Genomic DNA, 24,785 nt, shown 5'->3' with positions numbered 1-24,785 from the left:
TGGAACCACCTGATCCCATCCCGAACTCAGAAGTGAAACGATGCATCGCCGATGGTAGTGTGGGGTTTCCCCATGTGAGAGTAGGTCATCGTCAAGATTAAATTCCGGAACCCCAACTGCGAAAGCGGTTGGGGTTTTGTTTTGCCCGCAGGAAAGTTCGTACAGCACACCCAGCCTCCGTCCGGCTGTCACAATCAGTCGACAGTGCTAATGTTCTGCCCTGGTTTTGTTCTTCTCCAAGGAATCCTCCATGCCGGACGCCCAGTCCCTCAACCCTGCATTCATGGTTGTTCAGAGCAACAGCCTGGACGAGCTGCGCAGTCTGGTGGTGAGCGTCATGCGGCGTTATCCGCTGGCACCCCTGGAGAATGAGATCGCTTTGGTGCAAAGCAACGGCATCGCCCAGTGGCTGAAGCTGGCACTGGCCGAGGAGCCCGGCGAGGATGACTCGGGCGGTTGCGGCATCGCCGCCGCCATCGACGTGCAATTGCCGGGCAGCTTCATGTGGCAGCTCTACCGTACGGTGCTGGGGCGGGACGAGATTCCGGCAAAGTCCTTGCTCGACAAGGCCCCGTTGACATGGCGGTTGATGCGTCTGCTGCCGCAGGTCATCGAGCGACCGCACTTCGAGCCGCTTCAGCGATTCCTCACCCGTGACACCGACTTGCGTAAGCGCTATCAGCTTTCCGAGCGCCTCGCCGATCTCTTCGACCAATACCAGGTGTACCGTGCCGACTGGCTCGAGGACTGGGCCGAGGGCCGTCATCAACTGCGCAGCGTCAGAGGCGAGATCAAACCGCTGCCGCCGGCCAGTTGCTGGCAAGCCGAGCTTTGGCGTGCGCTGCTCGACGACGTAGGTGCAGAGGGCATGGCCCAGAGTCGGGCGGGGGTTCATCAACGGTTCATCGAGCGCATCAACAACCTTGAGAGCGCGCCTGCCGCCATACCTCCCCGGGTCATCGTCTTCGGGATCTCTTCGCTGCCCGCCCAGGTTCTGGAGGCGCTGGCAGGGCTGGCCCGTTTCAGTCAGGTGCTGCTGTGTGTCCACAACCCGTGCCGGCACCACTGGGCCGACATCGTCGCTGACAAGGACCTGCTGCGGCACCAGTACAAGCGTCAGACACGCAAGACCGGCATGCCCGTGGTCCTTGATCCGGATTCCCTGCATCAGCATGCCCATCCGCTGCTGGCCGCCTGGGGCAAGCAAGGGCGCGACTACATCAACCTGCTCGACAGCTATGATGAGCCCGACAGCTACCGTGCGGCCTTTCGGGATGGGCGCATCGACCTGTTCAGCGAAACGCAGCCCCATACGCTGCTCAATCAATTGCAGGACGACATCCTCGAGTTGCGCCCCCTCAATGAGACGCGTGAGCGTTGGCCCGCCGTTGTTCCGGAGCAGGACGAGTCCATCCGTTTTCACGTCGCCCATAGTGCCCAGCGTGAGGTGGAGATTCTCCACGACCAGTTGCTGGCCCGCTTCAGTGCCGACCCCGGTTTGCGTCCCCGCGACGTGATCGTGATGGTGCCTGACGTCGACAGCTATGCGCCCCACATCCGGGCGGTGTTCGGCCAGCTCGACCGCCGCGACCCGCGTTTCATTCCTTTCACATTGACGGACCAGGGCCAGCGCGGACGCGAGCCGCTGCTGATCGCGGTCGAGCATCTGCTCAAGCTGCCGGACAGCCGCTTCCCGGTCAGCGAGATCCTGGATCTGCTGGATGTGCCGGCCTTGCGCTTGCGTTTCGGGGTGCACGAGCGTGATCTGCCCACCTTGCACCGCTGGATCGAAGGTGCCGGAGTACGTTGGGGCCTGAACGCCCGGCAGCGTGCCGGACTGGGCCTTCCGGGCGAACTCGAGCAAAACAGTTGGAGCTTCGGTTTGCGCCGGATGCTGCTCGGTTACGCGGTCGGACATTCCGATGCCTACGAACAGATCGAGCCTTACGATGAGATCGGCGGCCTGGACGCTGCGCTGATCGGCCCCCTCGTCGCCCTGCTGGATGCATTGGAGCTTGCCCACCGGGAGTTCATGCAGCCAGCGCGACCTGAGGCGTGGGGGCGCCGGTTGCAGGCCTTGATGCAAGTGTTCTTCAAGGCCGGCGATGAACACGATGAGTACCTGATCACCCAGCTCGAGGATCTGCGGGAGACCTGGCTGGAAACCTGCGACGCTGTGAGGCTGGAGGACGAGCTGCCACTGACCGTCGTTCGGGAAGCCTGGCTGGCGGGGCTGGATCAGGGGCGTTTGTCCCAGCGCTTTCTCGCCGGTGCCGTGAACTTCTGCACACTGATGCCGATGCGCGCCATTCCTTTCAAGCTCGTTTGCCTGCTGGGCATGAACGACGGAGACTATCCGCGGGCGCAGCCTCCCCTGGATTTCGACCTGATGGGCAGCGACTACCGGCCGGGCGACCGTTCGCGACGCGAAGACGACCGCTACCTGTTGCTCGAGGCCCTGCTGTCCGCGCGTCATCAGCTCTACATCAGTTGGGTCGGACGCAGCATTCGCGACAACAGCGAACGTCCTCCTTCCGTGCTGATCGGTCAGTTGCGCGACCATATCGCCAGCGGCTGGCACCTGGGCGACACTGCCGAGAGCCTGGTGCACGTCCTCACCGAGGAACATCCTCTGCAGCCATTCAGTTCGCGCTACTTTCAGGAAGGGCGAGCGCTGTTCAGCTATGCCAGCGAATGGCGGACTCTGCATGAGCGCCAGGAACCCGGCGCCGTCACGCCGATGCTTGAGCCCCATGTGCCGGAGGAGCCCCTGAGCCCGGCGTTGCTGCAGGACTTTCTGCGCAATCCGGTTCGCCATTTCTTTACCCAAAGGCTCAAGGTCCATTTTGAATCTGCCCAGGCGCCACTGGCGGACGAAGAACCTTTCGTGCTGGACGCCTTGCAACGCTACACCCTGAGCGACAACCTGCTGGAAGCCGCACTGGGGCACCCGGACGACGCGGCAACGGCGCTGGAGACGCAGGTCCGTCGTCTGCAGAACAGCGGGTTGTTGCCGATGGCCGGGTTCGGCGAGTGCCTGCAGCGGGAGTTGATCGAGCCGCTGCCGAACCTGCTGCAACGCTATGGGCAGTTGCTGGCCTTGTGGCCGACGCCGCTGACGGGCGCCATTCCGGTCAGTCTCGAATGGCAGGCGCTGCGCCTTGAGGGATGGCTTGGCGGACTGCATCAGCGGGCGGACGGCGGGCTTCTGTCCGTCACCACCATCCCCAACGGCATCGGATCGGTCAGGAACCGCAAATGGCATCGTCTGACCAAACCGTGGGTCAATCATGTGTTGGCCTGTGCCAACGGCGTGTCCTTGACGACCGCACTGGTGGCCAGCGATGACTCGCTGCTGCTCGATCCCATCGCGTCGGACAGCGCCTGGCGAATCCTGGAAGACATGCTGCTTGCCTGGCAGACGGGGATGCGTCAGCCGCTGCCCGTCGCCGTGAAGACCGCTTTCGCGTGGCTGACCCAGAGCGATCCGCTCAAGGCCGAAGCCGCTGCCCGAAAGGCCTATGAAGGGGACGGCCTGACCAGCGAGGGCGAGCGAGGCGAAAGCCCGGCCCTCGTCCGTCAGTTCGCTGACTTCGATGCGTTGGCGGCCGACGAAACCTTTCCGGATTGGTGCGGTGCCTTGTATCGCCCATTGCTTGAGGCCGGTTGGCGTTCGTTGAGCGAAGAGGGGAACCGTCCATGACCGCAAAGACGCCTCTGGCCCTGACCTTTCCGTTGCATGGCAGCCAGCTGATCGAAGCCAGTGCCGGCACCGGCAAGACCTTCACCATCTCTGCGCTTTACCTGCGGCTGATCCTCGGCCATGGGGGCGAGCAGTCAGGCTTCGGCCGTGAGCTGCTGCCGCCGCAGATTCTCGTGGTGACCTTCACCGATGCCGCCACCAAAGAATTGCGTGAGCGGATCCGCACCCGCCTGGCCGATGCCGCGCGCTTCTTCCGCGACGAGACGCCGGCGCCGGACGCCTTGATCCAAGCCCTGCGCGGACAGTTCGATCCGCAGCGCTGGCCTGGCTGCGCCAGTCGCCTGGACGTCGCCGCGCAGTGGATGGACGAGGCCGCCGTGTCGACCATCCACGGTTGGTGCCAGCGCATGCTGCGCGAGCATGCCTTCGACAGCGGGAGCTTGTTCACCCAGACGCTGGAGACCGACCACACAGAGCTGCTCGCCGAGGTGCTGCGCGATTACTGGCGTCTGTTCTGCTATCCGATGCAAGGCGATGCCCTGAACTGGGTGCGCAGCAACTGGGGCGGGCCTGCGGCCTTGCTGCCGCGGATACGGGGCCTGCTGTCCAGCGTCCATGAAGGCGACGAGAGCAAGACGCCGGCCGAACTGATCGAAGAATGCCTGCAGCAACGGCGAGCGGCGATGCTTGAGCTGAAAACGCCTTGGCGGCGTTGGGCCCCCGAGCTGCTTGCGATCTGCCACGAGGGCGTTGCGGGCAAAGCGGTCGACGGCCGCAAGATGCAGGCCCGCTACTTCGAACCGTGGTTCGAGAAGCTCACGGCGTGGGCCGAAGACGAGGCGCTCGAACAACTCGACATCGGCACGGGGTTCACCCGTCTCACCCCCGATGGCATGGCCGAGGCCTGGAAAGGCGTACCTCCAAGCCATCCTGGGCTGGAGGCCATGTTGACGCTCAAGGCGAGCCTCGACGCGTTGCCCACGCCTGATGCCGCCGTGCTGGTGCATGCCGCCGGATGGGTCGGTGCCCGCTTCGAGGCCGAGAAGCGCCGCCGGGCCGAGATGGGCTTCGACGACATGTTGCTGCGCCTGGACGCGGCATTGCGTGCCGACGGCGGAGAGCGCCTTGCCACGCTGATCCGTGAGCAGTTCCCGGTCGCCCTGATCGACGAGTTCCAGGACACCGACCCGGTGCAGTACCGGATCTTCGACAGCATCTACCGCATCGGGGACAACGATCCCGAGACCGGGCTGTTCATGATCGGCGACCCCAAGCAGGCGATCTATGCCTTCCGCGGCGCCGACATCCACACCTATCTGCGGGCCCGGCAGGCCACCGCCGGCCGGTGGCATACGCTGGACACCAACTTCCGCTCCAGCCACGGCATGGTCGATGCGGTGAACCATGTGTTCGACCATGCCGAATCCCGGGAGGGAGGGCGAGGCGCGTTTCTGTTCCGGGAGAAGGACGGTGACAACCCGGTGCCGTTCCAGGCCGTGAAGGCCCAGGGGCGAACGGAGCGGCTGCAAGTGTCGGGGCAGGATGTCGCTGCGCTCAACCTCTGGCAGTTGTCCGTCGATCAGCCCTTGTCCGGTGTGGTCTATCGCCAGCAGTTCGCGGCGGCCTGCGCCAGTGAGATCGTGTTCCGACTCAATGGCGGGCAGACCGGGCAAGTGGGCTTCGCGCAAGAGGGCAAGGCATTCAGGGGGCTGAGGCCGGCGGACATCGCGATCCTGGTGCGCGACGGCAAGGAGGCCAAGGCGGTGCGCGACGAACTGGCGAAACGCGGCGTGCGCAGCGTTTACCTGTCGGACAAGGACTCGGTCTTCGCCGCCCAGGAGGCCCGTGACCTGCTCGGTTGGCTTAAGGCCTGCGCCGAACCGGACGTCGAACGCTCGCTCAAGGCGGCCTTGGCCTGCGTCACGCTGAACCTGCCGCTGCTGGAGCTGGAGCGCCTCAACCGTGACGAACGGGCCTGGGAAAACCGGGTGATGCAGTTTCGCGGATACCGTGAACTCTGGCGCAAGCAAGGCGTGCTGCCCATGCTGCGGCGACTGCTGCACGACTTCCGTCTGCCGCAGACATTGATGGCGCGCAGCGACGGGGAGCGGGTGCTGACCAACCTGCTGCATCTGTCCGAGCTGCTGCAGCAGGCCGCCGCCGAACTGGACGGCGAACAGGCGCTGATCCGGCACCTGGCCGAGCATCTGGTGTTGTCCGGGCAGGCGGGCGAGGAACAGATCCTGCGCCTGGAAAGCGATGAGCAACTGGTCAAGGTGGTGACCATCCACAAATCCAAGGGGCTCGAGTATCCGCTGGTCTTTCTGCCGTTCATCTGCTCGGCGAAACCGGTGGACGGCAGCCGTCTCCCGCTGCATTACCACGATGCACAGGGCGAGGCGCAGGTGAGCCTCAGGCCCACGGCGGAGCTGGTCGCCCTGGCGGACGACGAACGTCTGGCGGAGGATCTGCGCCTGCTCTACGTTGCGCTGACCCGTGCGCAGCATGCTTGCTGGCTGGGGGTGACGGATCTCAAACGCGGCAACAGCAACGGTTCGGTGCTGCACCTGTCCGCATTGGGTTACCTGTTGGGCGGCGGTACGCCGTTGGCCGAGTCCGCAGGATTGACCCGGTGGCTGGAGGATCTGCGGCAAGGCAACTCCTCGCTCAGTCTCGAGGCGATGCCCCTGGCGACCGACGAGCATTACCAGCCTCCGGGCGACGACGCGACGCTGCGTCCGGTGTTGATGCCGGCACGCAGAGCCAGCGAGAACTGGTGGATCGCGTCCTACAGCGCCTTGCGCATCAGTGATGTGTTGAGCGATGGCCCGGAGGAAGCGCCCGAGAGTCCGCAGGCGCAGAAGCTGTTCGACGATGAGCGCCTCGACCCCGATGCGCCACAGGAGACCGTCGAAGGAGGCGCCGATATCCACCGTTTCCCCCGTGGCCCCAATCCGGGAACGTTCCTGCACGGCCTTCTGGAGTGGGCGGGCGAGGAAGGTTTTGCCGTGTCCGGCGACGCGCTGAAGGATGCGGTCGCAAGGCGTTGCAGCCGACGTGGCTGGGAGTCCTGGATCGTGACCTTGAGCGAATGGTTGCGGCACCTGCTCAAGTCGCCCCTGCCCGTTGGCGAACAGCCGCCGGTGGTGCTCGAAGGGTTGCGCCAGTACCGGGTGGAGATGGAGTTCTGGTTCGCCAGCCACAAGGTCGACGTGGCGAAGCTGGATGGCCTGGTGCGCCAGTTCACCCACCGTGGCGTGGCACGGGCCGCCGCCGAAGAGGTGCAGCTCAACGGTATGTTCAAGGGGTTCATCGACCTGACGTTCGAACACGATGGCCGTTACTACGTGGCGGACTACAAGTCCAACTGGCTCGGTGCCGACGACACCGCCTACACCGATCAGGCGATGGAGCAATCGATGCTCGACAACCGTTACGACCTGCAATATGTCCTGTACCTGTTGGCGCTTCACCGCCAGCTCAAGGCCCGTCTGGCGGATTACGACTACGACCGGCATGTCGGCGGTGCGCTGTACCTGTTTCTGCGCGGCAGCCGGGCGAACAGCCGGGGCGCATACTTCACTCGGCCGCCGCGGGAGCTGATCGAACGCCTCGACCGGATGTTCCAGGGCAAACCGGAACCCAGAAGCGAACCGGCCTGGGAACAGGGAGTCTTGCTATGAGCCGCACGTTCGCCGATCTGCTGCCCACACCGCTCGCCGCCGACAGCCTGGCCGGCCTGGCACCGTTGACCTGTGCCGATGACTTGCTGATCCTGCTGACCCGTTGGGTCGAGCGCGGCTGGCTTCGTGCACTGGACAAGGCATTTGTGGCGTTCCTTCACGAGCTGGCGCCCGAGGGGGATCCGCTGGTGCTGCTTGCCGCGGCGCTCACCAGCCACCAGCTTGGCCACGGGCATGTGTGCCTGGACGTGTTCGAAACCCTCAAGGCACCGGATTTCGCCCTGTCGCTGCCGCCCGAAGGCGATGTGCAGACGGGCGCGCGGCTGTTGCCGTCGCAGTTGCTCGCCACGGTCGAGGGGCCCCACTGGTGCAAGGTGCTGGCCGGCAGCCCGCTGGTGGCGTTGGCGGCCGATACGGCCGTAGCGGCATTGCAGCGTCCGCTGGTGCTGTCCGGCAAGCGTCTGTACCTGCGGCGTTACTGGTCCTACGAGCGGCGCATCGATGTCGCGTTGCGCCTGCGTCTCGCGCAGCCCGAAACGACCCCGGACGACCTGCCGCAGCAGCTCGATGGATTGTTCGGCGCGGCGAAGGGATCCGCCGTGGTCGACTGGCAGAAACTGGCGTGTGCCTTGGCGGTCCGGGGCGCCTTCAGCATCGTCACCGGAGGGCCCGGCACCGGCAAGACCACGACGGTCGTGCGTCTGTTGGCCTTGCTCCAGGCGCCGGCGGTGACGGCCGGTCAGCCGTTGCGGATCCGTCTGGCCGCGCCCACCGGCAAAGCGGCCGCGCGCTTGACCGAGTCCATCAGCCAGCAGGTGCAATCGCTGAAAGTTCCGGAAGCGGTTCGGGACAAGATCCCCACGGAGGTGACCACGGTTCACCGTTTGCTCGGCAGCCGGCCCGGCACCCGGCACTTCCGTCACCATGCAGGCAACCGCTTGCCGCTGGATGTGCTGGTGGTCGACGAGGCGTCGATGATCGATCTGGAGATGATGGCCAACCTGCTCGATGCCTTGCCGCCCCAGGCTCGGCTGGTGTTGCTGGGGGACAAGGATCAGCTGGCCTCCGTCGAGGCAGGGGCTGTGCTGGGGGATCTGTGCCGCGATGCCGAGAACGGATGGTACAGCCCCGAGACCCGGTGCTGGCTGGAGTCGGTCAGCGGCGAGTCCCTGCAGGACAGCGGCCTTCAGGAGGACACCCAAGGGGTGTATCCGCTGGCCCAGCAGGTGGTGATGCTGCGTCACTCGCGGCGTTTCGGCGAAGGCAGCGGCATCGGCCAGCTCGCACGGTGCGTCAATCAGCAAATTCCGGAAGAGGCTCGACGGGTGCTCGCTGCCGGCAACAATAGCGATGTGTTCGCCTTGCAGCTCAAGAACGAGCAACACCATCAACTGGAACGCCTGGTGCTCGACGGGCGAGGTGAGGGCCCCCAGGGCTATCGCCATTATCTGAACGTATTGCGCGATCGGCGTCCGGCTGCGGGGACGCCCCTGGAGCAGCCGGCATGGGCCGACTGGGCGCGCGAAGTCCTGCAGGCGTTCGACACCTTCCAGCTGCTGTGCGCCGTGCGCAAGGGGCCTTGGGGCGTCGAGGGCTTGAACCTGCGCATCGCCGAGGCCTTGCTCAAGGCGCGCCTGATCCCAAGCGACCAGCAGTGGTACGAGGGGCGCCCGGTGCTGATGACCCGCAACGATTACGGGCTGGGGCTGATGAACGGCGACATCGGCATCGCGTTGTCGTTGCCCGGGCAGGACGGCGACGACGCGGGCAAGCCGCTGCTGCGGGTGGCGTTCCCGCGCAATGACGGGCGCGGCGGCGTGCGGTTCGTGTTGCCAAGCCGGCTCAACGACGTCGAGACCGTTTACGCGATGACCGTGCACAAGTCCCAGGGCTCGGAGTTCGCCCACACGGCCCTTATCCTGCCGGATGCCTTGAATCCGGTGCTGACCAAGGAGCTGATCTACACCGGCATCACCCGGGCCAAGCATTGGTTCACCCTGATAGAACCTCAAGAGGGCGTGTTCGAGGAGGCCGTGCAACGCAAGGTCAAGCGACTGAGCGGGCTGATGCTGGAACTGGAGGAGGGGATCGGGCACAGCGCGTGAAGACAGCGGCGTTTGGCTGCGCGAACTGACCGACCGGTCAGGGGGCTGGCGTCTCGCTGGTGTACCTGCGCTGTGCTATCGTTGCGGCATCATTTTGTGACGATCCAAGAGAATCCCTGCATGAAGCTGGCTGTCTGGGCCACAGAGCGCGTGGTTGGCTGCAAGCAAGCGTTGCTTGTGGGCCTGCTCTGTTTGCTGACGGGCATGGCGGTCGCCCAACCGCAGTCTCCGGCGGGCATGGCCGAGCAACGGGCCAAGTCGGTCACTCAGGTGGTCCTGGGCATCCTCAGCTATGCGCGCTGGCCGGTCGAGCCGGCGCAATTGCGTCTGTGCATCGTCGGCCCCACCGAATACACCGATGACCTGGTCAAAGGCACCACGCAGGCCACGGGACGTCCGGTGGTCGTGCGCCGGCTGCTGGCCGACAGCCCGGCCATCGCCGGCGAGTGCGATGCGGTGTACATCGGCAAACTCACGGCAGAAGAACGCAGTCGCCTGTTCGCCTCCTTGACCGGCCATCCGGTGCTGAGCATCAGCGAGGGCGGCGACCAGTGCACGGTCGGCAGTCTGTTCTGCTTGCGGGTCGGCGACGAGCAGGTGTCCTTCGAGGTCAACCTCGATTCCGTGGCCCGCAGCGGCGTGCGCATCCATCCGAGCGTGCTGCAGCTGTCTCGACGCAAGTCGGCGGTGCCATGAAGCGCAAACGATCCATGGGGCGTCCGGCCCTCGGCGCGGTGATCGGCCGCGGCCACCTGATCGTCGCGCTGGTCGCGGTGGCGATGGCCAGCATTTCCCTGACCCTGTTGGGCGTGCTGGCGCTGCGGGTCTACGCCGACCATAACCTGCACTTGATCGCCCGTTCGATCAGCTACACCGTGGAAGCCGCTGTGGTGTTCGACGACAAGGCGGCCGCCACCGAGGCGCTGGCGCTGATCGCCTCGACCGAAGAGGTGGCGGACGCTCAGGTGATCGACGAGGAAGGCCAGTTGCTCGCCCGCTGGCAGCGCCCGGAAAACGGCTTGATCTCCGAACTGGAAATGCAGCTCGCCCGCACCATTCTGGAAAAGCCCATCAACTTGCCGATCCTGCATCAGAACCGCGAGATCGGCCGCATTCTGCTCACCGGCCACGGCGGCAACCTGATGCGCTTTTTGCTGAGCGGCCTGGCGGGCATCATCCTGTGCACGGCGATCAGCGCCTGGGTCGCGCTCTACCTGGCCCGCCGCCAGTTGCGCGGGATCATCGGCCCGCTGCACAGCCTCGCCGCCGTCGCCCACGCCGCCCGCAGCGAGCGGGCACTGGACCGGCGCGTGCCGCCGGCGCGGATCGCCGAGCTCGACAATCTGGGCAACGACTTCAATGCCCTGCTCGATGAGCTGGAGTCGTGGCAGACGCACCTGCAGAGCGAGAACGAGACCCTCGCCCACCAGGCCAGCCACGACAGCCTCACCGGATTGCCCAACCGCGCCTTTTTCGAAGGCCGCTTGATCCGCGCCCTGCGCAGCGCCAACAAGCTTCATGAGCGGGTGGCGGTGCTGTTTCTCGACAGCGACCGGTTCAAGAGCATCAACGACAACTTCGGCCACGCGGCCGGCGATGCGGTGCTGGTGGCGGTGGCCAACCGGGTGCGGGCGCAGTTGCGCGAAGAGGATCTGGTGGCGCGCCTGGGCGGCGACGAGTTCGCTGTCCTGCTCACGCCCCTGCACAAGACCGAAGACGCCGAGCGCATCGCCGACAAGATCCTCGCCAGCATGGACATGCCCATCGCATTGCCGGGCGACACCAGCGTCGTGACGTCGCTCAGCATCGGCATCGCGGTCTACCCCGATCATGGCGCCACCCCCGGCGCGCTGCTCGATGCCGCCGACGGGGCGATGTACCAGGCCAAGCGCCTGTCCCGCGGCGCCCAGTTCACCGCCGGGTCGGAGGATCCGGTCGTCAATCTTCAAACCAGGAGCTGAATCCCGTGTTCTCACTTCCCCTGCGATTGTTTGCCAGTTTGCTGCTGATGGCCGTTCTGGCCCTGACCGGTTGCCAGTCCGTTCCGCCCAAAGGCCTGACCCCGGAGCAGATCGCCGTGCTCAAGCAGCAAGGCTTCGAGCTGACCGACGACGGCTGGGAGTTCGGCCTGTCGGGCAAGGTGCTGTTCGGCAGCGATGACGACAGCCTGAACCGGCAAAGCACCGAGATCGTCGAGCGCATCGGCAAGGCACTGACCGGCGTCGGCATCGAGCGGGTGCGGGTGGACGGCCATACCGACGCCTCGGGCAAGGAGGGCTACAACCAGCAACTCTCCCTGCGCCGCGCCAAAAGCGTCAGCACGGTTCTGAAAACCGTCGGCATGAAAGAAGAAAACATCCAGCTGCGCGGACTGGGCAGCAGCGAACCGGTGGCGTCCAACGCCACCGCGACCGGACGCAACGAAAACCGCCGGGTGTCGATCGTGGTCAGCGCCGACTAATCGGCAAAGCGCATCTCGCGGCTTTCCCCCATCAACAGCGCCTGGTTGCGCTCCGTCACTTCGCGGATGTAATCCCACAACAGGGTGATCCGCTTCAACTTGCGAAGATCCTCCCGGCAGTACATCCAGAACTGCCGGGTGATGTCGATTTCCTCCGGCAGCACCGGCAGCAGGCGTGGATCCTGTGCGGCGAGGAAGCACGGAAGGATCGCCAGCGACCGCCCTTGCTGCGCCGCCACGAACTGGGCGATCACGCTGGTGCTGCGCAGGTGCGCGTTGGCGCCGGGCAGCACATTGGCCAGGTAGAGCAGCTCGGAGCTGAACGCCAGGTCGTCCACATAACTGATGAACCGGTGCTGGCTCAGATCCGCGGGGCGGCGGATCGGCGGGTGCTGGTCGAGGTATTCCTGGGTCGCGTACAGCTGCAGGCGGTAGTCGCAGAGCTTGCAGCACACGTAAGGCCCGTGCTCCGGCCGCTCCAGGGCGATGACGATGTCCGCCTCGCGCTTGGACAGGCTGATGAAGTGCGGCAGCGGCAGGATGTCCACCGAGATCGCCGGATAGTCATCGACGAAACGGCTCAACTGCGGGGTGATGAAAAAACTGCCGAAGCCTTCGGTGCAGCCCATGCGCACATGGCCGGACAGCGCGACGCCGGAGCCGGACACCTGCTCGCAGGCCATGTGCAGCGTGCTTTCGATCGATTCGGCGTAACTGAGCAGGCGCTGGCCTTCGGCGGTCAGCACGAAGCCGTTGGTGCGCGACTTCTCGAACAGCAAGGTGCCCAGCGCCGCCTCCAGCGAACCGATGCGCCGCGACACGGTGGTGTAGTCCACCGCCAGGCGCTTGGCTGCCGTGCTGGCCTTGCGGGTGCGGGCGACTTCGAGGAAGAACTTGAGGTCGTCCCAGTTCAGCGACCCCAGCGAGGTGATGTTTTTTTGCATGATGGACGGGCTTATATGTGCGTTCTTATTAGAAGTTTGCACATCTATACTCCAAAAACGGTCCGACAACCAATGTGCGGCACACGCCTCCTTCCAAGGCGGACCTTTCGCCTTGGCTCCCACGATAAAAACAAGTTCCGGAGACCAGCATGAACGCATCGCTCACGCCCAACGACACCACGGTCCAGAAGGTCAAGCTGCTGATCGACGGTGAATGGGTCGAATCGCAGACCACCGAGTGGCACGACATCGTCAACCCGGCGACCCAGCAAGTCCTGGCCCGGGTGCCGTTCGCCACCGCCGCCGAAGTCGATGCCGCGGTCAGCGCCGCCCAGCGCGCCTTCCAGACCTGGAAACTGACCCCGATCGGCGCGCGCATGCGCATCATGCTCAAACTGCAGGCCCTGATCCGCGAGCACTCCAAGCGCATCGCCGTGGTGCTCAGCGCCGAGCAGGGCAAGACCATCGCCGATGCCGAGGGCGACATTTTCCGTGGCCTGGAAGTGGTCGAGCACGCCTGCTCCATCGGCTCCCTGCAAATGGGCGAGTTCGCCGAGAACGTCGCCGGCGGCGTCGACACCTACACCCTGCGCCAGCCGATCGGCGTCTGCGCAGGCATCACCCCGTTCAACTTCCCGGCGATGATTCCGCTGTGGATGTTCCCGATGGCCATCGCCTGCGGCAACACCTTCGTGCTCAAGCCGTCCGAGCAGGATCCGCTGTCGACGATGCTGCTGGTGGAGCTGGCCATCGAGGCCGGCATCCCGGCCGGCGTGCTCAACGTGGTGCACGGCGGCAAGGACGTGGTGGACGGCCTGTGCACCCACAAGGACATCAAGGCGGTCTCCTTCGTCGGTTCCACCGCCGTGGGCACCCACGTCTATGACCTGGCCGGCAAGCACGGCAAGCGCGTGCAATCGATGATGGGCGCCAAGAACCACGCCGTGGTGCTGCCGGACGCCAACCGCGAGCAGGCGCTCAATGCGCTGGTCGGCGCCGGTTTCGGCGCGGCCGGGCAACGCTGCATGGCCACCTCGGTGGTGGTGCTGGTGGGCGCGGCCAAGCAATGGCTGCCCGACCTGAAGGCGCTGGCGCAGAAGCTCAAGGTCAACGCCGGCAGCGAGCCGGGCACCGATGTGGGACCGGTGATCTCGAAGAAGGCCAAGGCGAGGATCCTCGACCTGATCGAAAGCGGCGTCAAGGAAGGCGCCAAGCTCGAACTGGACGGCCGCGGCATCAGCGTGCCGGGTTACGAGAACGGCAACTTCGTCGGCCCGACCCTGTTCTCCGGGGTGACCACCGACATGCAGATCTACACCCAGGAAATCTTCGGCCCGGTGCTGGTGGTGCTGGAAGTTGACACCCTTGACCAGGCCATCGCGCTGGTCAACGCCAACCCGTTCGGCAACGGCACCGGCCTGTTCACCCAGAGCGGCGCGGCGGCGCGCAAGTTCCAGGCGGAGATCGACGTCGGCCAGGTCGGCATCAACATCCCGATCCCGGTGCCGGTGCCGTTCTTCAGCTTCACCGGTTCGCGCGGCTCGAAGCTCGGCGACCTCGGCCCGTACGGCAAGCAAGTGGTGCAGTTCTACACCCAGACCAAGACCGTGACCGCGCGCTGGTTCGACGACGACAGCGTCAACGACGGCCCGAACACCACCATCAACCTGCGCTGAGGAACCGGCCATGAAAATCGCATTCATCGGGCTGGGCAACATGGGCGCGCCGATGGCGCGCAACCTGATCAAGGCCGGCCACTCGCTGAACCTGGTGGACCTGAACAAGACCGTGCTGGCGGAGCTGGAGCAACTGGGCGGCACCATCCGCCCGACCGCGAAGGACGCGGCCAAGGACGCTGAGCTGGTGATCACCATGCTGCCGGCCGCCGTGCATGTGCGCGGCGTCTGGTTGGGCGAGGACGGCGTGCTGGCCGGCATCGGCAAAGGCGTGCCGGCGGTCGATTGCAGCACCATCGATCCGCAGACCGCCCGCGATGTGGCCGCTGCGGCCGCCAAGCAAGGCGTGGCCATGGCGGACGCGCCGGTCTCCGGCGGCACCGGCGGCGCGGCGGCCGGTACGCTGACCTTCATGGTCGGCGCCACGCCGGAGCTGTTCGCCACCCTGCAACCGGTGCTGGCGCAAATGGGCCGCAACATCGTGCATTGCGGTGAGGTCGGCACCGGCCAGATCGCCAAGATCTGCAACAACCTGCTGCTCGCCATTTCCATGGTCGGGGTCAGCGAGGCCATGGCGTTGGGTGATGCGTTGGGTATCGACACCACAGTGCTGGCCGGGATCATCAACAGTTCCACCGGGCGCTGCTGGAGTTCGGAGATGTACAACCCGTGGCCGGGCATCGTCGAAACGGCGCCGGCGTCGCGAGGCTACACCGGCGGGTTCGGTGCGGAGCTGATGCTCAAGGATCTGGGCCTGGCCACCGAAGCGGCGCGGCAGGCGCACCAGCCGGTGATGCTCGGCGCGGTGGCGCAGCAGCTGTACCAGGCGATGAGCCAGCGCGGGGAGGGCGGCAAGGACTTCTCGGCGATCGTCAACAGCTACCGCAAGCCGCAGTAGTCGTCAGCCCCACGCCTCAAGTGCTGCAGATGCAGTGACAGTCAGAATGCAGTAGGTGTTGCCGGGAAACCGCGTCGGGCGGTCTCCCGGCTTTTTTGCGTCAGGCGAACACGAAATACTTGCGCACGGTCTCGACCACTTCCCACGTGCCCTTCATGCCCGGCTCGACCACGAAGATGTCGCCGGCGCGCAGATGGATCGGCGCCATGCCGTCCGGGGTGATGATGCAATAGCCTTCCTGGAAGTGGCAGTACTCCCATTTCACGTAATCCACCCGCCATTTGCCCGGCGTGCAGATCCAGGTGCCCATGATCTTGCTGCCGTCTTCGCTGGTGTAGGCGTTGAGGTTGACGGTGTGCGGATCGCCTTCGAGCTTCTCCCATTTGCAGGCGTCGAGAACCGGCAGCGGGTGGGTGTCGCGCAGAACGGTAATGGGGGCGGTGGCGGTCATGGGGACTCCGGCAATGGAATGGACGAAAGGAATCCGCACCCTATAGCGCGTGCTGTCTGTGCTGTTGTCTGCGCTCGACATCCAGTTGCCCATAAACGCAGTTGCGCCGCAGGCCCTGTTGTTCTTCCTGACGCCGTGCGTTGCGCGAAGGTCGAATTGATGTGGAGCAAAAGTTCTGAAGTTATAACTTATTTAATTGTCCGGTTTTGTTTCTTCATGCGTCTGGAGAGTGCCTGCTCAAGTTAGTGCTTTAGTTCGACCAGCAGCGCTTGGCGAAGCAGCGCCGGCGCCATACCGTATACCGTCTCTGTTAAGTAAATGTGTCGTGTCTCCTGAGGTTTGCACCATTGGGGTGCGATGGGCAGGCTCTTTTGTATGTCCGTGCCAAGTGGTCGAAAAACTTCGGAAAGTCCGTTGACTCTCCCCTTAAGGTCAGAGTTTAGATTGCCGCCGCGTGAGAAGTTGTTGTGGGAAAAGTTACTTCTCACGGACGGAATCCATGAAGTAATCACGACATATACGGAGATAAAGATGAACAATCCATTGGACTTGGAAAACGTCATTGCCAGCACCCGCGAAATCCTTGCGCAACTGTTGGTGATGGGCGCCGATGACATCGACGAGCACAGCAGCATCGTCGAAGACCTGGGCGCCGATTCTCTGGACATCGTCGACCTCAGCTTCCAGCTGGGTCGCCAGTACGGCTGCACCTTGCCCAAGACCAGCGTGCTGGATCACGCCGTTGCCGTGTGCGGTGACGCCAGCGAGTTCCTGGCCAACGGCCGCATCACCGAAAGCGGCAAGGCGTTGCTGGAGCAGAGCCTGAGCGCCTATGCCCCGGACCAGCTCCACGCCGGCATGCAACCGGCCCAGGTGTTTGCCGCCACCACCGTGCGCAACTGGGCGCAGCAGTGCCGCAACCTCTTCAACTACCTGCCCAAGGCCTGCCCCGACTGCAATGCCCATCAAGCCGTGCTGAACGAGCGTCAGCAAGTGGTGTGCGGCGCTTGCAGCGCGCGCCTGACGCCGGCCGACGGCGATGAGGTGTCCCGCCAACTGGTCGAGCGCTTTGTGGCTTCCCACGTCAAAGAAGCGGTCTAGGAGTTCCCATGCGGGCACGAGAAGTCTGTGTGAGCGGGTACGGCCTGGCGGCGCCGATGGCGCTGGACGCCGCCACGTTGTTCGAGCGGATCAGCCGCAAGCGATCCTGTGTCCGCGAGCATCCATGGTTCAAGGCGCTGGGGTTTCGCAACAGTGCGGCCGGGTTCATCGATGACCAGCAGTGGCAGCGGATCACGGCGGGGTTCGGCGGCAACGCAGCGCAGCATCCGCGGCAAAGCGTGCTGGCCGACTATGTCGCCCGGCAGGCCCTGCAGCATGCGGGCCTGACGCCGGCGGATTTCGCCCGCAGCCGCAGCGGGCTGTTCCTGGGCGCCAACAAGTACTGTGCCGACAGCCATGACCTGCAATGGGTCGCCCGTTGCATGGACGAGGCGGGTCAGGTCGACCTGGACCGACTGCTGGAGCGTCCGGCGACGTCGGGCACAGCGTTTGCCCGGCGGGTCGATCAGCAGACTCAGGATCTGGCTGACCGTCTGGGCATCCGCGATCACGTCTCGACCCACTCCGATGCCTGCGCCGCCGGCACCATGGCCATCGGCAGCGCGTTCCGGGCCATCGAGCGCGGCGAGATCGATCTGGCACTGTGCGGCGCTGTGGAGTTGATGGCCAACGAGTTGCCTTACTACATGTTCAACAGCCTTGGCGCGATCTGTCAGGCGGACTTGCCGGCCAGCGAGCAGAGCCGGCCGTTCATGCCCGACCGCAGCGGCTTCGTGCTCAGCGAAGGCGCGGCCCTGGTGGTGCTCGAATCCGCCGAGCATGCCCGCCGGCGCAAGGCCAAGGTGCTCGGTCGGGTGCTGGGCTACGCCAACGTGTGCGAGGCCCAGAAGATGACCTCCAGCAGCCGGGACGGCAGCAAATACGAGGAATGCATGGAAGCGGCAATCGAAGACGCCGGCCTGCTGAGCAGCGCCGTGCAGCACGTCAACACCCACGGCACATCCACCCAGGCCAACGACAGTTGCGAGGCCCTGGCCCTGCAGCGCGTGTTCGGCGATGTCCAGGACCATGTGACCTACACCGCCAACAAGTCCGCCGTCGGCCATTCCCTGGCCGGCAGCGGCGCAATCGAGGCGGTGCTGTCGCTGATCAGCCTGCGTGACGGCGTGCTGTTGCCGACGCTGAACTATGAGCCCGAGCGTGCCGACTACCCGGCGCTGCGGTTCCTGGATGAACCGTTGCAGCAGTCGATCAGCGTGGTGATGTCCAATTCCTTCGGGTTCGGCGGCATCAACAGTTCGCTGCTGCTGGGGAGGGCGTGAGATGAACAGCGTCTTTATCCATGCGGCGGCCGTGCTGAACGCCGCCGGCAGCGAATGCGCCGATCTGTTGGGCGCGCCGACGTCGGCGCAACGGTTGGCCTTCGACGCCGAGCGTCGGGCGTTTGCGCTGGCGCCGCCGCGCCTGGCCGGCAACCTGTTCGACCGCAAGATCCAACGCAGCGTCGAGCCCCAGGGCCTGCGCCTGCTGCACTGCGCCGCCCGCCTGGCCCCGGCGCTTGCGGCCCTGAACCTGCCGCCGGAGCGCATCGCCCTGACGGCGGCGATTCCGGAGGTCGACGCGCCGAGCCCGTGCTGGGACGCGGTGCGGGCCATCGCTGAGCAACCGCAGAAAAAAGTCGCGCAACTGTTGGCCAATACGCCGCCGTTGCACGCGCTGACCTTGCTCAACAGCAGCGTGATGGCCTACGTCGCCGAAGCGCTGCAATGCCAAGGACCGATGGGCGGTTTCTGTTCCGGTGACAACGCCGGACTCGATGCGCTGATCGAAGCCAGCCGCCAGATCGGCGAGCAGAACGCCGATGCGGCGTTGGTGGTCAGCAGCAGCCCGAACCTGACGCCGGCGCTGTACCTGCGCGAGGCGGATCCGTCGGGCGAGCCGGTCCACGGTGAAGGCGCCGCTGCCTTGCTGCTGTCCGCCAGCCCTCCCTCCGGTGCCGGGCAGGTGTTGCGCGTCGCCGGATTCGCCCGGGGCTACACCCGCGATCCGCAGCGGGCGCAAGCGGTCGGGCGGCGGGTCATCGAACAGGCGTTGAGCGAGGAAAGGCTGCTTCCCGGCGATGTCGGCCTGGTCGTGGGCAATGCCGGCGACCCGCACTGGCAGGCGCTGTTCGACGCGCCGCCGAGGGCGGTGCGCAGCATCCTGCCGATGACCGGCGACCTCGGCGCCAGCACGCTGCTGACCGAAGCGGCCCTGACCCTGCACCAAAGCCTGGAAGCGGTGGAGCCCGGCTACACGCTGCTGGTCAGCCACAGTCGCGGCGGCCATTGGGGCGCCTTGCTGCTGGCCTGTGAACCCATGGAGAAGTACGCATGAGCGCGACACGGATTGTGATTACCGGCATGGGGGCCGTGACCGGGTTCGGTTTCGAATGGCAGACCCTGTGGGAAAAGATGCTCGGCGGCGAACATTGCGTGCGCCCCTGGCAACCGGAAGACCTCGGCGAGGAACCGTTTCCGGTGCGCTACGCGGCCGCCGTCGACATGGCGCTGATGCCGCAGCGGCTGCAAGGCCATCCGGCCTGGGACATGCCGCTGGAGCGACGCAGTCGGTTCGGCTGGGTGGCCGCCACCCAGGCGGTGGCCGACAGTCGCCTGACGCCCGACCAACTGCGCGATGCGGCCGTGCTGTGCGCGTCCGGCGCGCCTCAGCACATGCTTGCCGACATGTTGCTGGCCCAGGCCCCGGACGGCCGCGAGGCGGACTGGTCGCACCTGATGAACCGTGCGGCGCAGGTGAGCGAAGAAGGTTCGCTGCGTCAGGGCAACGACCGCCTGGCTCGGGTGATCGCCGACGACCTGGGCTGCGAAGGCCCGGTGATCAACATCAGCAGCGCCTGCGCCGGCGCGGCCCAGGCCATCGGCAACGCGTTCCAGATGATCCGCCGCGGCGAGGTGAGCGTGGCGCTGGCCGGCGGCGCGGACTCGGTGCTCAATCTCGACACCATGGCCGCGCTGTACCTGCTCGGCGCCGCGTCGGGCGAGCAGCGTTGGGGCGCCGATCTGTGCCGTCCGTTCGACCGTGACCGCAGCGGTCTGATCGCCGGCGAGGGCGGCGGCTTCGTCGTGCTCGAAAGCCTTGAGCACGCCTTGGCGCGCGGGGCGACGCCCTACGCCGAGGTGCTCGGTTTCGGCAGCAGCCTGGACGCCTACAAGGTCACCGCGCCGCAACCGCAAGGCCGGGGCGCGGCGCTGGCCATGCAGGCGGCGCTGGACGACGCGGGACTGCGCGCCGCGCAGATCGACCTGATCAACGCCCACGGCACGTCCACGCCGCTCAATGACGTGGCCGAAACCCTGGCGATCAAAAGCGTGTTCGCCGAGCAGCGCCACTACCGCTCGCTGGCGGTGAGCGCCAACAAATCGCAGTTCGGCCACCTGATCGCGGCGGCCGGCGCGCCGGAATGCATTGTCACGGCCCTGGCCTGCCTGAACGATCTGGTCACGCCGACCGTGAACCTGCACCACGCCGATGAGCAGTGCGACCTCGACTATTGCCCCGGCGAAGCGGTCAGCCGCCGGGTGGATTTTGCGCTGAGCAATTCCTTCGGCTTCGGTGGCCTCAATACCTCGCTGGCGCTTGGCAAATACCGGGAGCAAGGACAATGAACATGGACTCTGTACAGGTTGCCATCGCCGGCAGCGGTTGCGTGCTGGCCAGCGGCCGGGGCCCGGAGCACCTGTGGTCGGCCGCCGTCGAGGGGCGCAGCGGCATCGTGCCGTTGAGCTCGCCCCTGTTTCGCAGCGAGCGGATCGCCGCGTTCGGCCATGTCAGCGAGCAGGCGCACCAGCGCAGCCGTCAGGATGTCCCGCAGAACCTTCAGCGCTACTGCCCGCCGGCGGTGATCTGGGGCGTCAGCAGCGTGCGCCAGGCGTTGGCCGAGGCGGGGCTTGAGCCGGGCGCCGACGGCCTGCGTTACGGACTCTATTGCTGCCAGGGCGGCTACACCCATCCGTCGGTGGCGTCCTACGGCGAACTGCTGGACGAGTGCCGCGACGCCTCCGGTGCCGACATGCAGCGCCTGGCGCAGCGTGTGCTGCAGGAGCGCGCGCTGGATCCGTTCCTGGTGCTCAAGAGCCTGAGCAACGGCTTGCTCGGCATCGTCAGCCTGGCGCTGAAGCTGGAGTGCGAGTGCAACGCCTACATGCAGGGCGTTGCCGGCAACCAGGCCGCTCTGCGCGAGGCGCGGGCGGCCCTGCAAAGCGGACGCATCGATGCCGCGATCGTGGTCGGTGCCGGCAGTGAACTCGACCCGCTGGCGCTGGCCGCCCTGGCCGAGGCCGGGGCCATCGGCACCGACGGGCCGGTGAGCCTGCGCGCGTTCGACCGTCAGGGCGGCGGCGGGATCGCCGGCGAAGGTGCCGCCGCGCTGATCCTGCGCCGTGCCGACGATCTGCCGCCGGGGCCGCAGGTCTGCCTGGCGGAGCTGGCCGCGCACCCGCGCCTGGAGTCGTTGAACCTGCCGGATCGGCAAGCGGATCTGCTGATCGGCAGCGCCAGCGGCGACCCGCAGCAGGACGCCGACCTGGCCCGCACGCTGGCCCGCACCGGCGCCGCGCACATCACCAGCGGCGTCGGGGTCACCGGCCTGCTCAGCGGTGCGCCGAGCCTGGTCGATCTGATCCTGGCCCGCCAGGCCCTGGTCGCCCAGTGCGTGCCGCCGGTCATCGGCCTGGAGCAGCCGGTGGATCCGCACCTGCCGTTCGTGGCCGGCGGACACCGGGATGCGGTGCTGCACGACTGCTTGATCGTCAACCGCGACACCAACGGCTTCAGCGCCTGCTACCGACTCGATTTACGGGCGGGCGACTGACCGCCCGAACGCAATGCATCGCCTCTCGTTTTTTACCCAAGGGATATGACTGTCATGGATTACCGCGATTACGTACGTCCGAAATTCGTTGAACTGATGCAGGCCCTGGGCCTGGAGTGCCAGTTTCACCGGGCATTGGGCAGCAAACTGTTCTACCGCGACCCGCAAGGCGCGGAAGTCACCGTCACCGATTTCCTCGGCGGCTACGGCGCCGCGCTGTACGGCCACAACGATCCGCAATTCGTCGATCAGCTCTGCGGCCTGTTGCGCGCCGACGTGCCGTTCAACGCACAGATGTCCGTGCGCGGCGCGGCGGGGCAGTTGGGCCGTGAGTTGAGCGAGGCGTTCAACCGCGAACTGAACAACACCGAGCGCTACATTTCGACCTTCTCCAACAGCGGCGCCGAGTCGGTGGAGATCGCGGTCAAGCACGCCGAGTACCGTCGCCAGAAAAACCTGCAGAAGGCGTTCGACGAGCGCGACTTCGCCCTGGCCGAACTGACCGCCAGCGACAAGGCCTATGTGGAGCTTGAGGTCGATGACCTGGACCTGCCGCCAGGCCTGCTGCCGGCCCACCTGACCACCGTGACCGTGCGTCAGGTGGTGGAGGCGGTGCGTCAGCACAACCTGGCGCAACTGCACGTCGAGCCGGTGTTCCTGGCCGTGCGCGGCAGTTTCCACGGCAAACTGGTGAACACCGTCCAGCTGACCTACGGCAAGCAGTACCGCAAGCCGTTCGCCCGGTTCGGCCTGAACGTGGAGTTCATCGATCCGCATCAGCCGCAGCAGCTTCAGGAACTGCCGGCCCGCCATCAGCGCCACTGGCTGAACCTTGAGTGGAGCGGCGAGACCTTGCAGGTGCGCCGCGACGCGTTCAGCGCGATCACCGCCGTGCTGCTGGAGCCGATCCAGGGCGAGGGCGGGATCAACGAGTTCGCCGGCGCGTTCTACCTGGGCCTGCGCAAACTGTGCAACGAGCACCAGTGCCCGCTGATCATCGACGAAGTGCAGTCCGGTTTCGGCCGCACCGGCACCTTGCTCGGCGCCAGCCATTTCAACCTGCAGGGCGACTACTACTGCCTGTCGAAGGCCTTGGGCGGCGGCCTGATGAAAATCGCCGCGACCGTGATCCGCGCCAGCCACTACGAAGTCGATTTCAGCTACATCCACAGCTCGACCTTCGCCGAGGACGATGTCTCCTGCCACATCGCCCTGTCTGCCCTGCGCCGTCTGTTCGAGAACGACAGCGCGATGCTCAAGGACGTGGAGCGCAAGGGCGAATACCTCAAGTCTTCGCTGCTGGAGCTCAAGGCGGCGTACCCGGACGTGATCGCCGATGTGCGCGGGCGCGGCCTGCTGCTGGGCTTCGAGCTGCATGACCTGACCGGCAGCAGTTCGCTGGTGCAGGCCTCGGCGCAGTACAACGACGCGCTGGGCTACATCATCGCCGGCTACCTGCTGCAGTTCGAATCGCTGCGGGTGGCGCCGTCGGGCAGCAACGCCAACGTGATCCGCCTGGAGCCGCCGGTGTGCATCACCTTCGAGGAGATCGACGGCCTGATCGGTTCGTTGCAGAAGGTCTGCGACATGCTGCGCCGCCGCGACGCCTTCCCGCTGGCCGCCGGCGTGCTGGCCGGCACCGTCCCCGGCGTGCCGGCCCGCGACACCAGCTTCAAGGGGGACGAAAGCCTCCCAAAGCCTGACGCGAACGTCCGCGTGGTCGCGCGCGTGGCGTTCATCAACCACCTGATCGACGCCGACATGCTCAGCGATGTCGACCCGTCGCTGGCCACCCTCAGCCCCGAGCAGAAGCGCGAGTTCATCAAGCGTATGGCTCCGGAGCGCCGGGCGGCGCCCATCGGCCCGGTGCAGATCCGTTCGAAGCTCGGCACGGCGGTGGAGTTCACCCTGTATCCGCTGTGCATGCACTCCGACGCCATGGCGGAGTACATCGCCAACGGCGACCTGGAGACCATCCGCGACGAAATCGGCAACCGCATCCGCGATGCCCGCGCCGACGGCTACAGCGTGGCCGGGCTGGGCATGTACACCTCGATCGTCACCAACAACTGCCAGGCGCTGAAGATTCCCGACATGGCGCTGACCTCCGGCAACGCGCTGACCATCGGCATGGGCCTGGAAGCCATCGAGCAGGGCTGCAAACAGCAGGGCCTGGAACTGGCCCGGCAGACTGCGGCGGTGGTCGGCGCCGCCGGCAACATTGCCTCGACCTATGCCTCGCTGCTGTCCGCCGGGGTCGAGCACCTGATCTTGATCGGCAGCGGCCGCGACGGCTCCCTGCGCCGTCTGGAGAAGACCGCGCAGCAGATCTACGCCGACGCCGCCCGGGCGATCCTCAAGGGTGTCGCCGCCGATGACCGCCTCGCCAGCCGCCTGCAAGGGCTCGACGGCATGGACGCCTTGCTGCAGGCCCACGGCGCCGGCGCCGACCTCGGTCAGCGCGTGGCGAAACTGGTCGAAGAACGTCTGGGCGCGAACGCGTTCATCACCGTCAGCAACGATCTGGAAATGCTCAAGCAAGCGCGCATCGTGCTGTGCGCGGCGAACGCTCCGCAGCCGTTCCTCGATGCCCGGCATTTCGCCGAAAGCAGCGTGATCTGCGACATCGCCGTGCCGCTGAACGTGGACCAGAACCTCTCCAGCGAGCGTGCCGACGTGCTCTACATGCACGGCGGGATCGTGCAGACGCCGATGGGCGACGGGCTGGCGCCGAACGTGCGGGCCTACCTCAAGCAGGGGCAGCTGTATGCGTGCATGGCCGAATCGGTGTTGATGGGCCTGTCCGGAATGAAGCAGCACTACTCCTACGGCGACATCAGCCGCGAGCAGGTGCAGCAGATCCGTGCGCTGGCCGCGACCCACGGTTTCAGCCTCGCCCAATTCAAAACCGCCAACTCGCTTTAAGGAG

General features: G+C 65.9%; 16 protein-coding genes and 1 rRNA gene. 15 read left to right on the top strand and 2 right to left on the bottom strand.

The features are described 5' to 3' along the window. From rrf to CAG29_RS19685, 7 genes are all read left to right on the top strand, one after another. Positions 1-97 (top strand): 5S ribosomal RNA (gene rrf / locus CAG29_RS19715); the annotation flags it as partial. Positions 98-250: 153 nt separating this feature from the next. Then, positions 251-3,703 carry an exodeoxyribonuclease V subunit gamma gene (gene recC, locus CAG29_RS19710; RefSeq protein ID WP_085695011.1) on the top strand — a complete coding sequence of 1,151 codons (3,453 nt, stop codon included), beginning with the start codon at positions 251-253 and terminating at the stop codon, positions 3,701-3,703. After that, positions 3,700-7,386 (top strand): exodeoxyribonuclease V subunit beta, encoded by a 3,687-nt coding sequence (recB, locus tag CAG29_RS19705; protein ID WP_085695010.1) that lies wholly within the window; start codon positions 3,700-3,702, stop codon positions 7,384-7,386. Before recC ends, recB begins: the two co-directional genes overlap by 4 nt. Then, positions 7,383-9,491 (top strand): exodeoxyribonuclease V subunit alpha, encoded by a 2,109-nt coding sequence (gene recD / locus CAG29_RS19700; RefSeq protein WP_085695009.1) that lies wholly within the window; start codon positions 7,383-7,385, stop codon positions 9,489-9,491. Before recB ends, recD begins: the two co-directional genes overlap by 4 nt. 120 nt (positions 9,492-9,611) lie before the next feature. Continuing rightward, positions 9,612-10,187, top strand: a complete 576-nt coding sequence (locus CAG29_RS19695; RefSeq protein WP_085578310.1) for a YfiR family protein — start codon at positions 9,612-9,614, stop codon at positions 10,185-10,187. Next, a complete protein-coding gene (locus tag CAG29_RS19690) occupies positions 10,184-11,452 on the top strand; it encodes a diguanylate cyclase domain-containing protein (protein WP_085695008.1) in 1,269 nt (422 codons plus the stop codon). The genes CAG29_RS19695 and CAG29_RS19690 overlap by 4 nt, the downstream gene beginning before the upstream one ends. A gap of 47 nt (positions 11,453-11,499) precedes the next feature. Next, positions 11,500-11,952: an OmpA family protein gene (locus tag CAG29_RS19685; RefSeq protein ID WP_170929987.1), complete on the top strand. Its 453-nt coding sequence runs from the start codon at positions 11,500-11,502 to the stop codon at positions 11,950-11,952. Here the strand turns inward: CAG29_RS19685 and CAG29_RS19680 are convergent. Next, complete coding sequence (locus CAG29_RS19680; protein ID WP_085578316.1) at positions 11,949-12,896, bottom strand: LysR family transcriptional regulator; 948 nt, start codon at positions 12,894-12,896, stop codon at positions 11,949-11,951. The genes CAG29_RS19685 and CAG29_RS19680 overlap by 4 nt on opposite strands. A gap of 149 nt (positions 12,897-13,045) precedes the next feature. Between CAG29_RS19680 and CAG29_RS19675 the strand changes: the two genes are divergently transcribed. Together CAG29_RS19675 and mmsB are read left to right on the top strand one after the other, a co-directional pair. Then, the gene (locus CAG29_RS19675; protein ID WP_085578318.1) at positions 13,046-14,572 is read left to right on the top strand and encodes a CoA-acylating methylmalonate-semialdehyde dehydrogenase; all 1,527 of its coding nucleotides are present in this window, start codon (positions 13,046-13,048) and stop codon (positions 14,570-14,572) included. Positions 14,573-14,582: 10 nt separating this feature from the next. After that, entirely contained in the window at positions 14,583-15,470 is an 888-nt protein-coding gene (gene mmsB / locus CAG29_RS19670) for a 3-hydroxyisobutyrate dehydrogenase (protein WP_085578320.1), read from the top strand. 100 nt (positions 15,471-15,570) lie between these two features. Here mmsB and CAG29_RS19665 read toward each other — a convergent pair whose 3' ends face one another. Further along, the gene (locus tag CAG29_RS19665) at positions 15,571-15,921 is read right to left on the bottom strand and encodes a cupin domain-containing protein (RefSeq protein WP_003221437.1); all 351 of its coding nucleotides are present in this window, start codon (positions 15,919-15,921) and stop codon (positions 15,571-15,573) included. A 531-nt stretch (positions 15,922-16,452) separates the two neighbouring features. On the opposite strand from CAG29_RS19665, the gene CAG29_RS19660 reads away from it, so the two are divergent. Genes CAG29_RS19660 through CAG29_RS19635 form a run of 6 tightly spaced genes read left to right on the top strand, consistent with a single transcriptional unit; the run spans position 16,453 to position 24,781 of the window. Then, positions 16,453-17,022: an acyl carrier protein gene (locus CAG29_RS19660; protein WP_085578322.1), complete on the top strand. Its 570-nt coding sequence runs from the start codon at positions 16,453-16,455 to the stop codon at positions 17,020-17,022. 8 nt (positions 17,023-17,030) lie between these two features. Beyond that, entirely contained in the window at positions 17,031-18,305 is a 1,275-nt protein-coding gene (locus tag CAG29_RS19655; RefSeq protein ID WP_085695007.1) for a beta-ketoacyl-[acyl-carrier-protein] synthase family protein, read from the top strand. A gap of 1 nt (position 18,306) precedes the next feature. Beyond that, entirely contained in the window at positions 18,307-19,359 is a 1,053-nt protein-coding gene (locus CAG29_RS19650; RefSeq protein ID WP_085578326.1) for a beta-ketoacyl synthase, read from the top strand. Then, the gene (locus CAG29_RS19645) at positions 19,356-20,651 is read left to right on the top strand and encodes a beta-ketoacyl-[acyl-carrier-protein] synthase family protein (RefSeq protein ID WP_085638304.1); all 1,296 of its coding nucleotides are present in this window, start codon (positions 19,356-19,358) and stop codon (positions 20,649-20,651) included. The genes CAG29_RS19650 and CAG29_RS19645 overlap by 4 nt, the downstream gene beginning before the upstream one ends. A gap of 2 nt (positions 20,652-20,653) precedes the next feature. Continuing rightward, entirely contained in the window at positions 20,654-21,856 is a 1,203-nt protein-coding gene (locus tag CAG29_RS19640; protein WP_371916636.1) for a beta-ketoacyl synthase N-terminal-like domain-containing protein, read from the top strand. Between the two features lie 54 nt (positions 21,857-21,910). Beyond that, the gene (locus tag CAG29_RS19635) at positions 21,911-24,781 is read left to right on the top strand and encodes an aminotransferase class III-fold pyridoxal phosphate-dependent enzyme (protein WP_085695005.1); all 2,871 of its coding nucleotides are present in this window, start codon (positions 21,911-21,913) and stop codon (positions 24,779-24,781) included. Positions 24,782-24,785 lie beyond the last annotated feature (4 nt).

Origin of the sequence: Pseudomonas sp. B7(2017) (genome assembly GCF_002112745.1) — a bacterium.
Lineage (GTDB): Bacteria > Pseudomonadota > Gammaproteobacteria > Pseudomonadales > Pseudomonadaceae > Aquipseudomonas > Aquipseudomonas ekonensis.
Note: the sequence above shows the minus strand (reverse complement) of the source record. Positions and strands in the feature narration are given on the sequence as shown.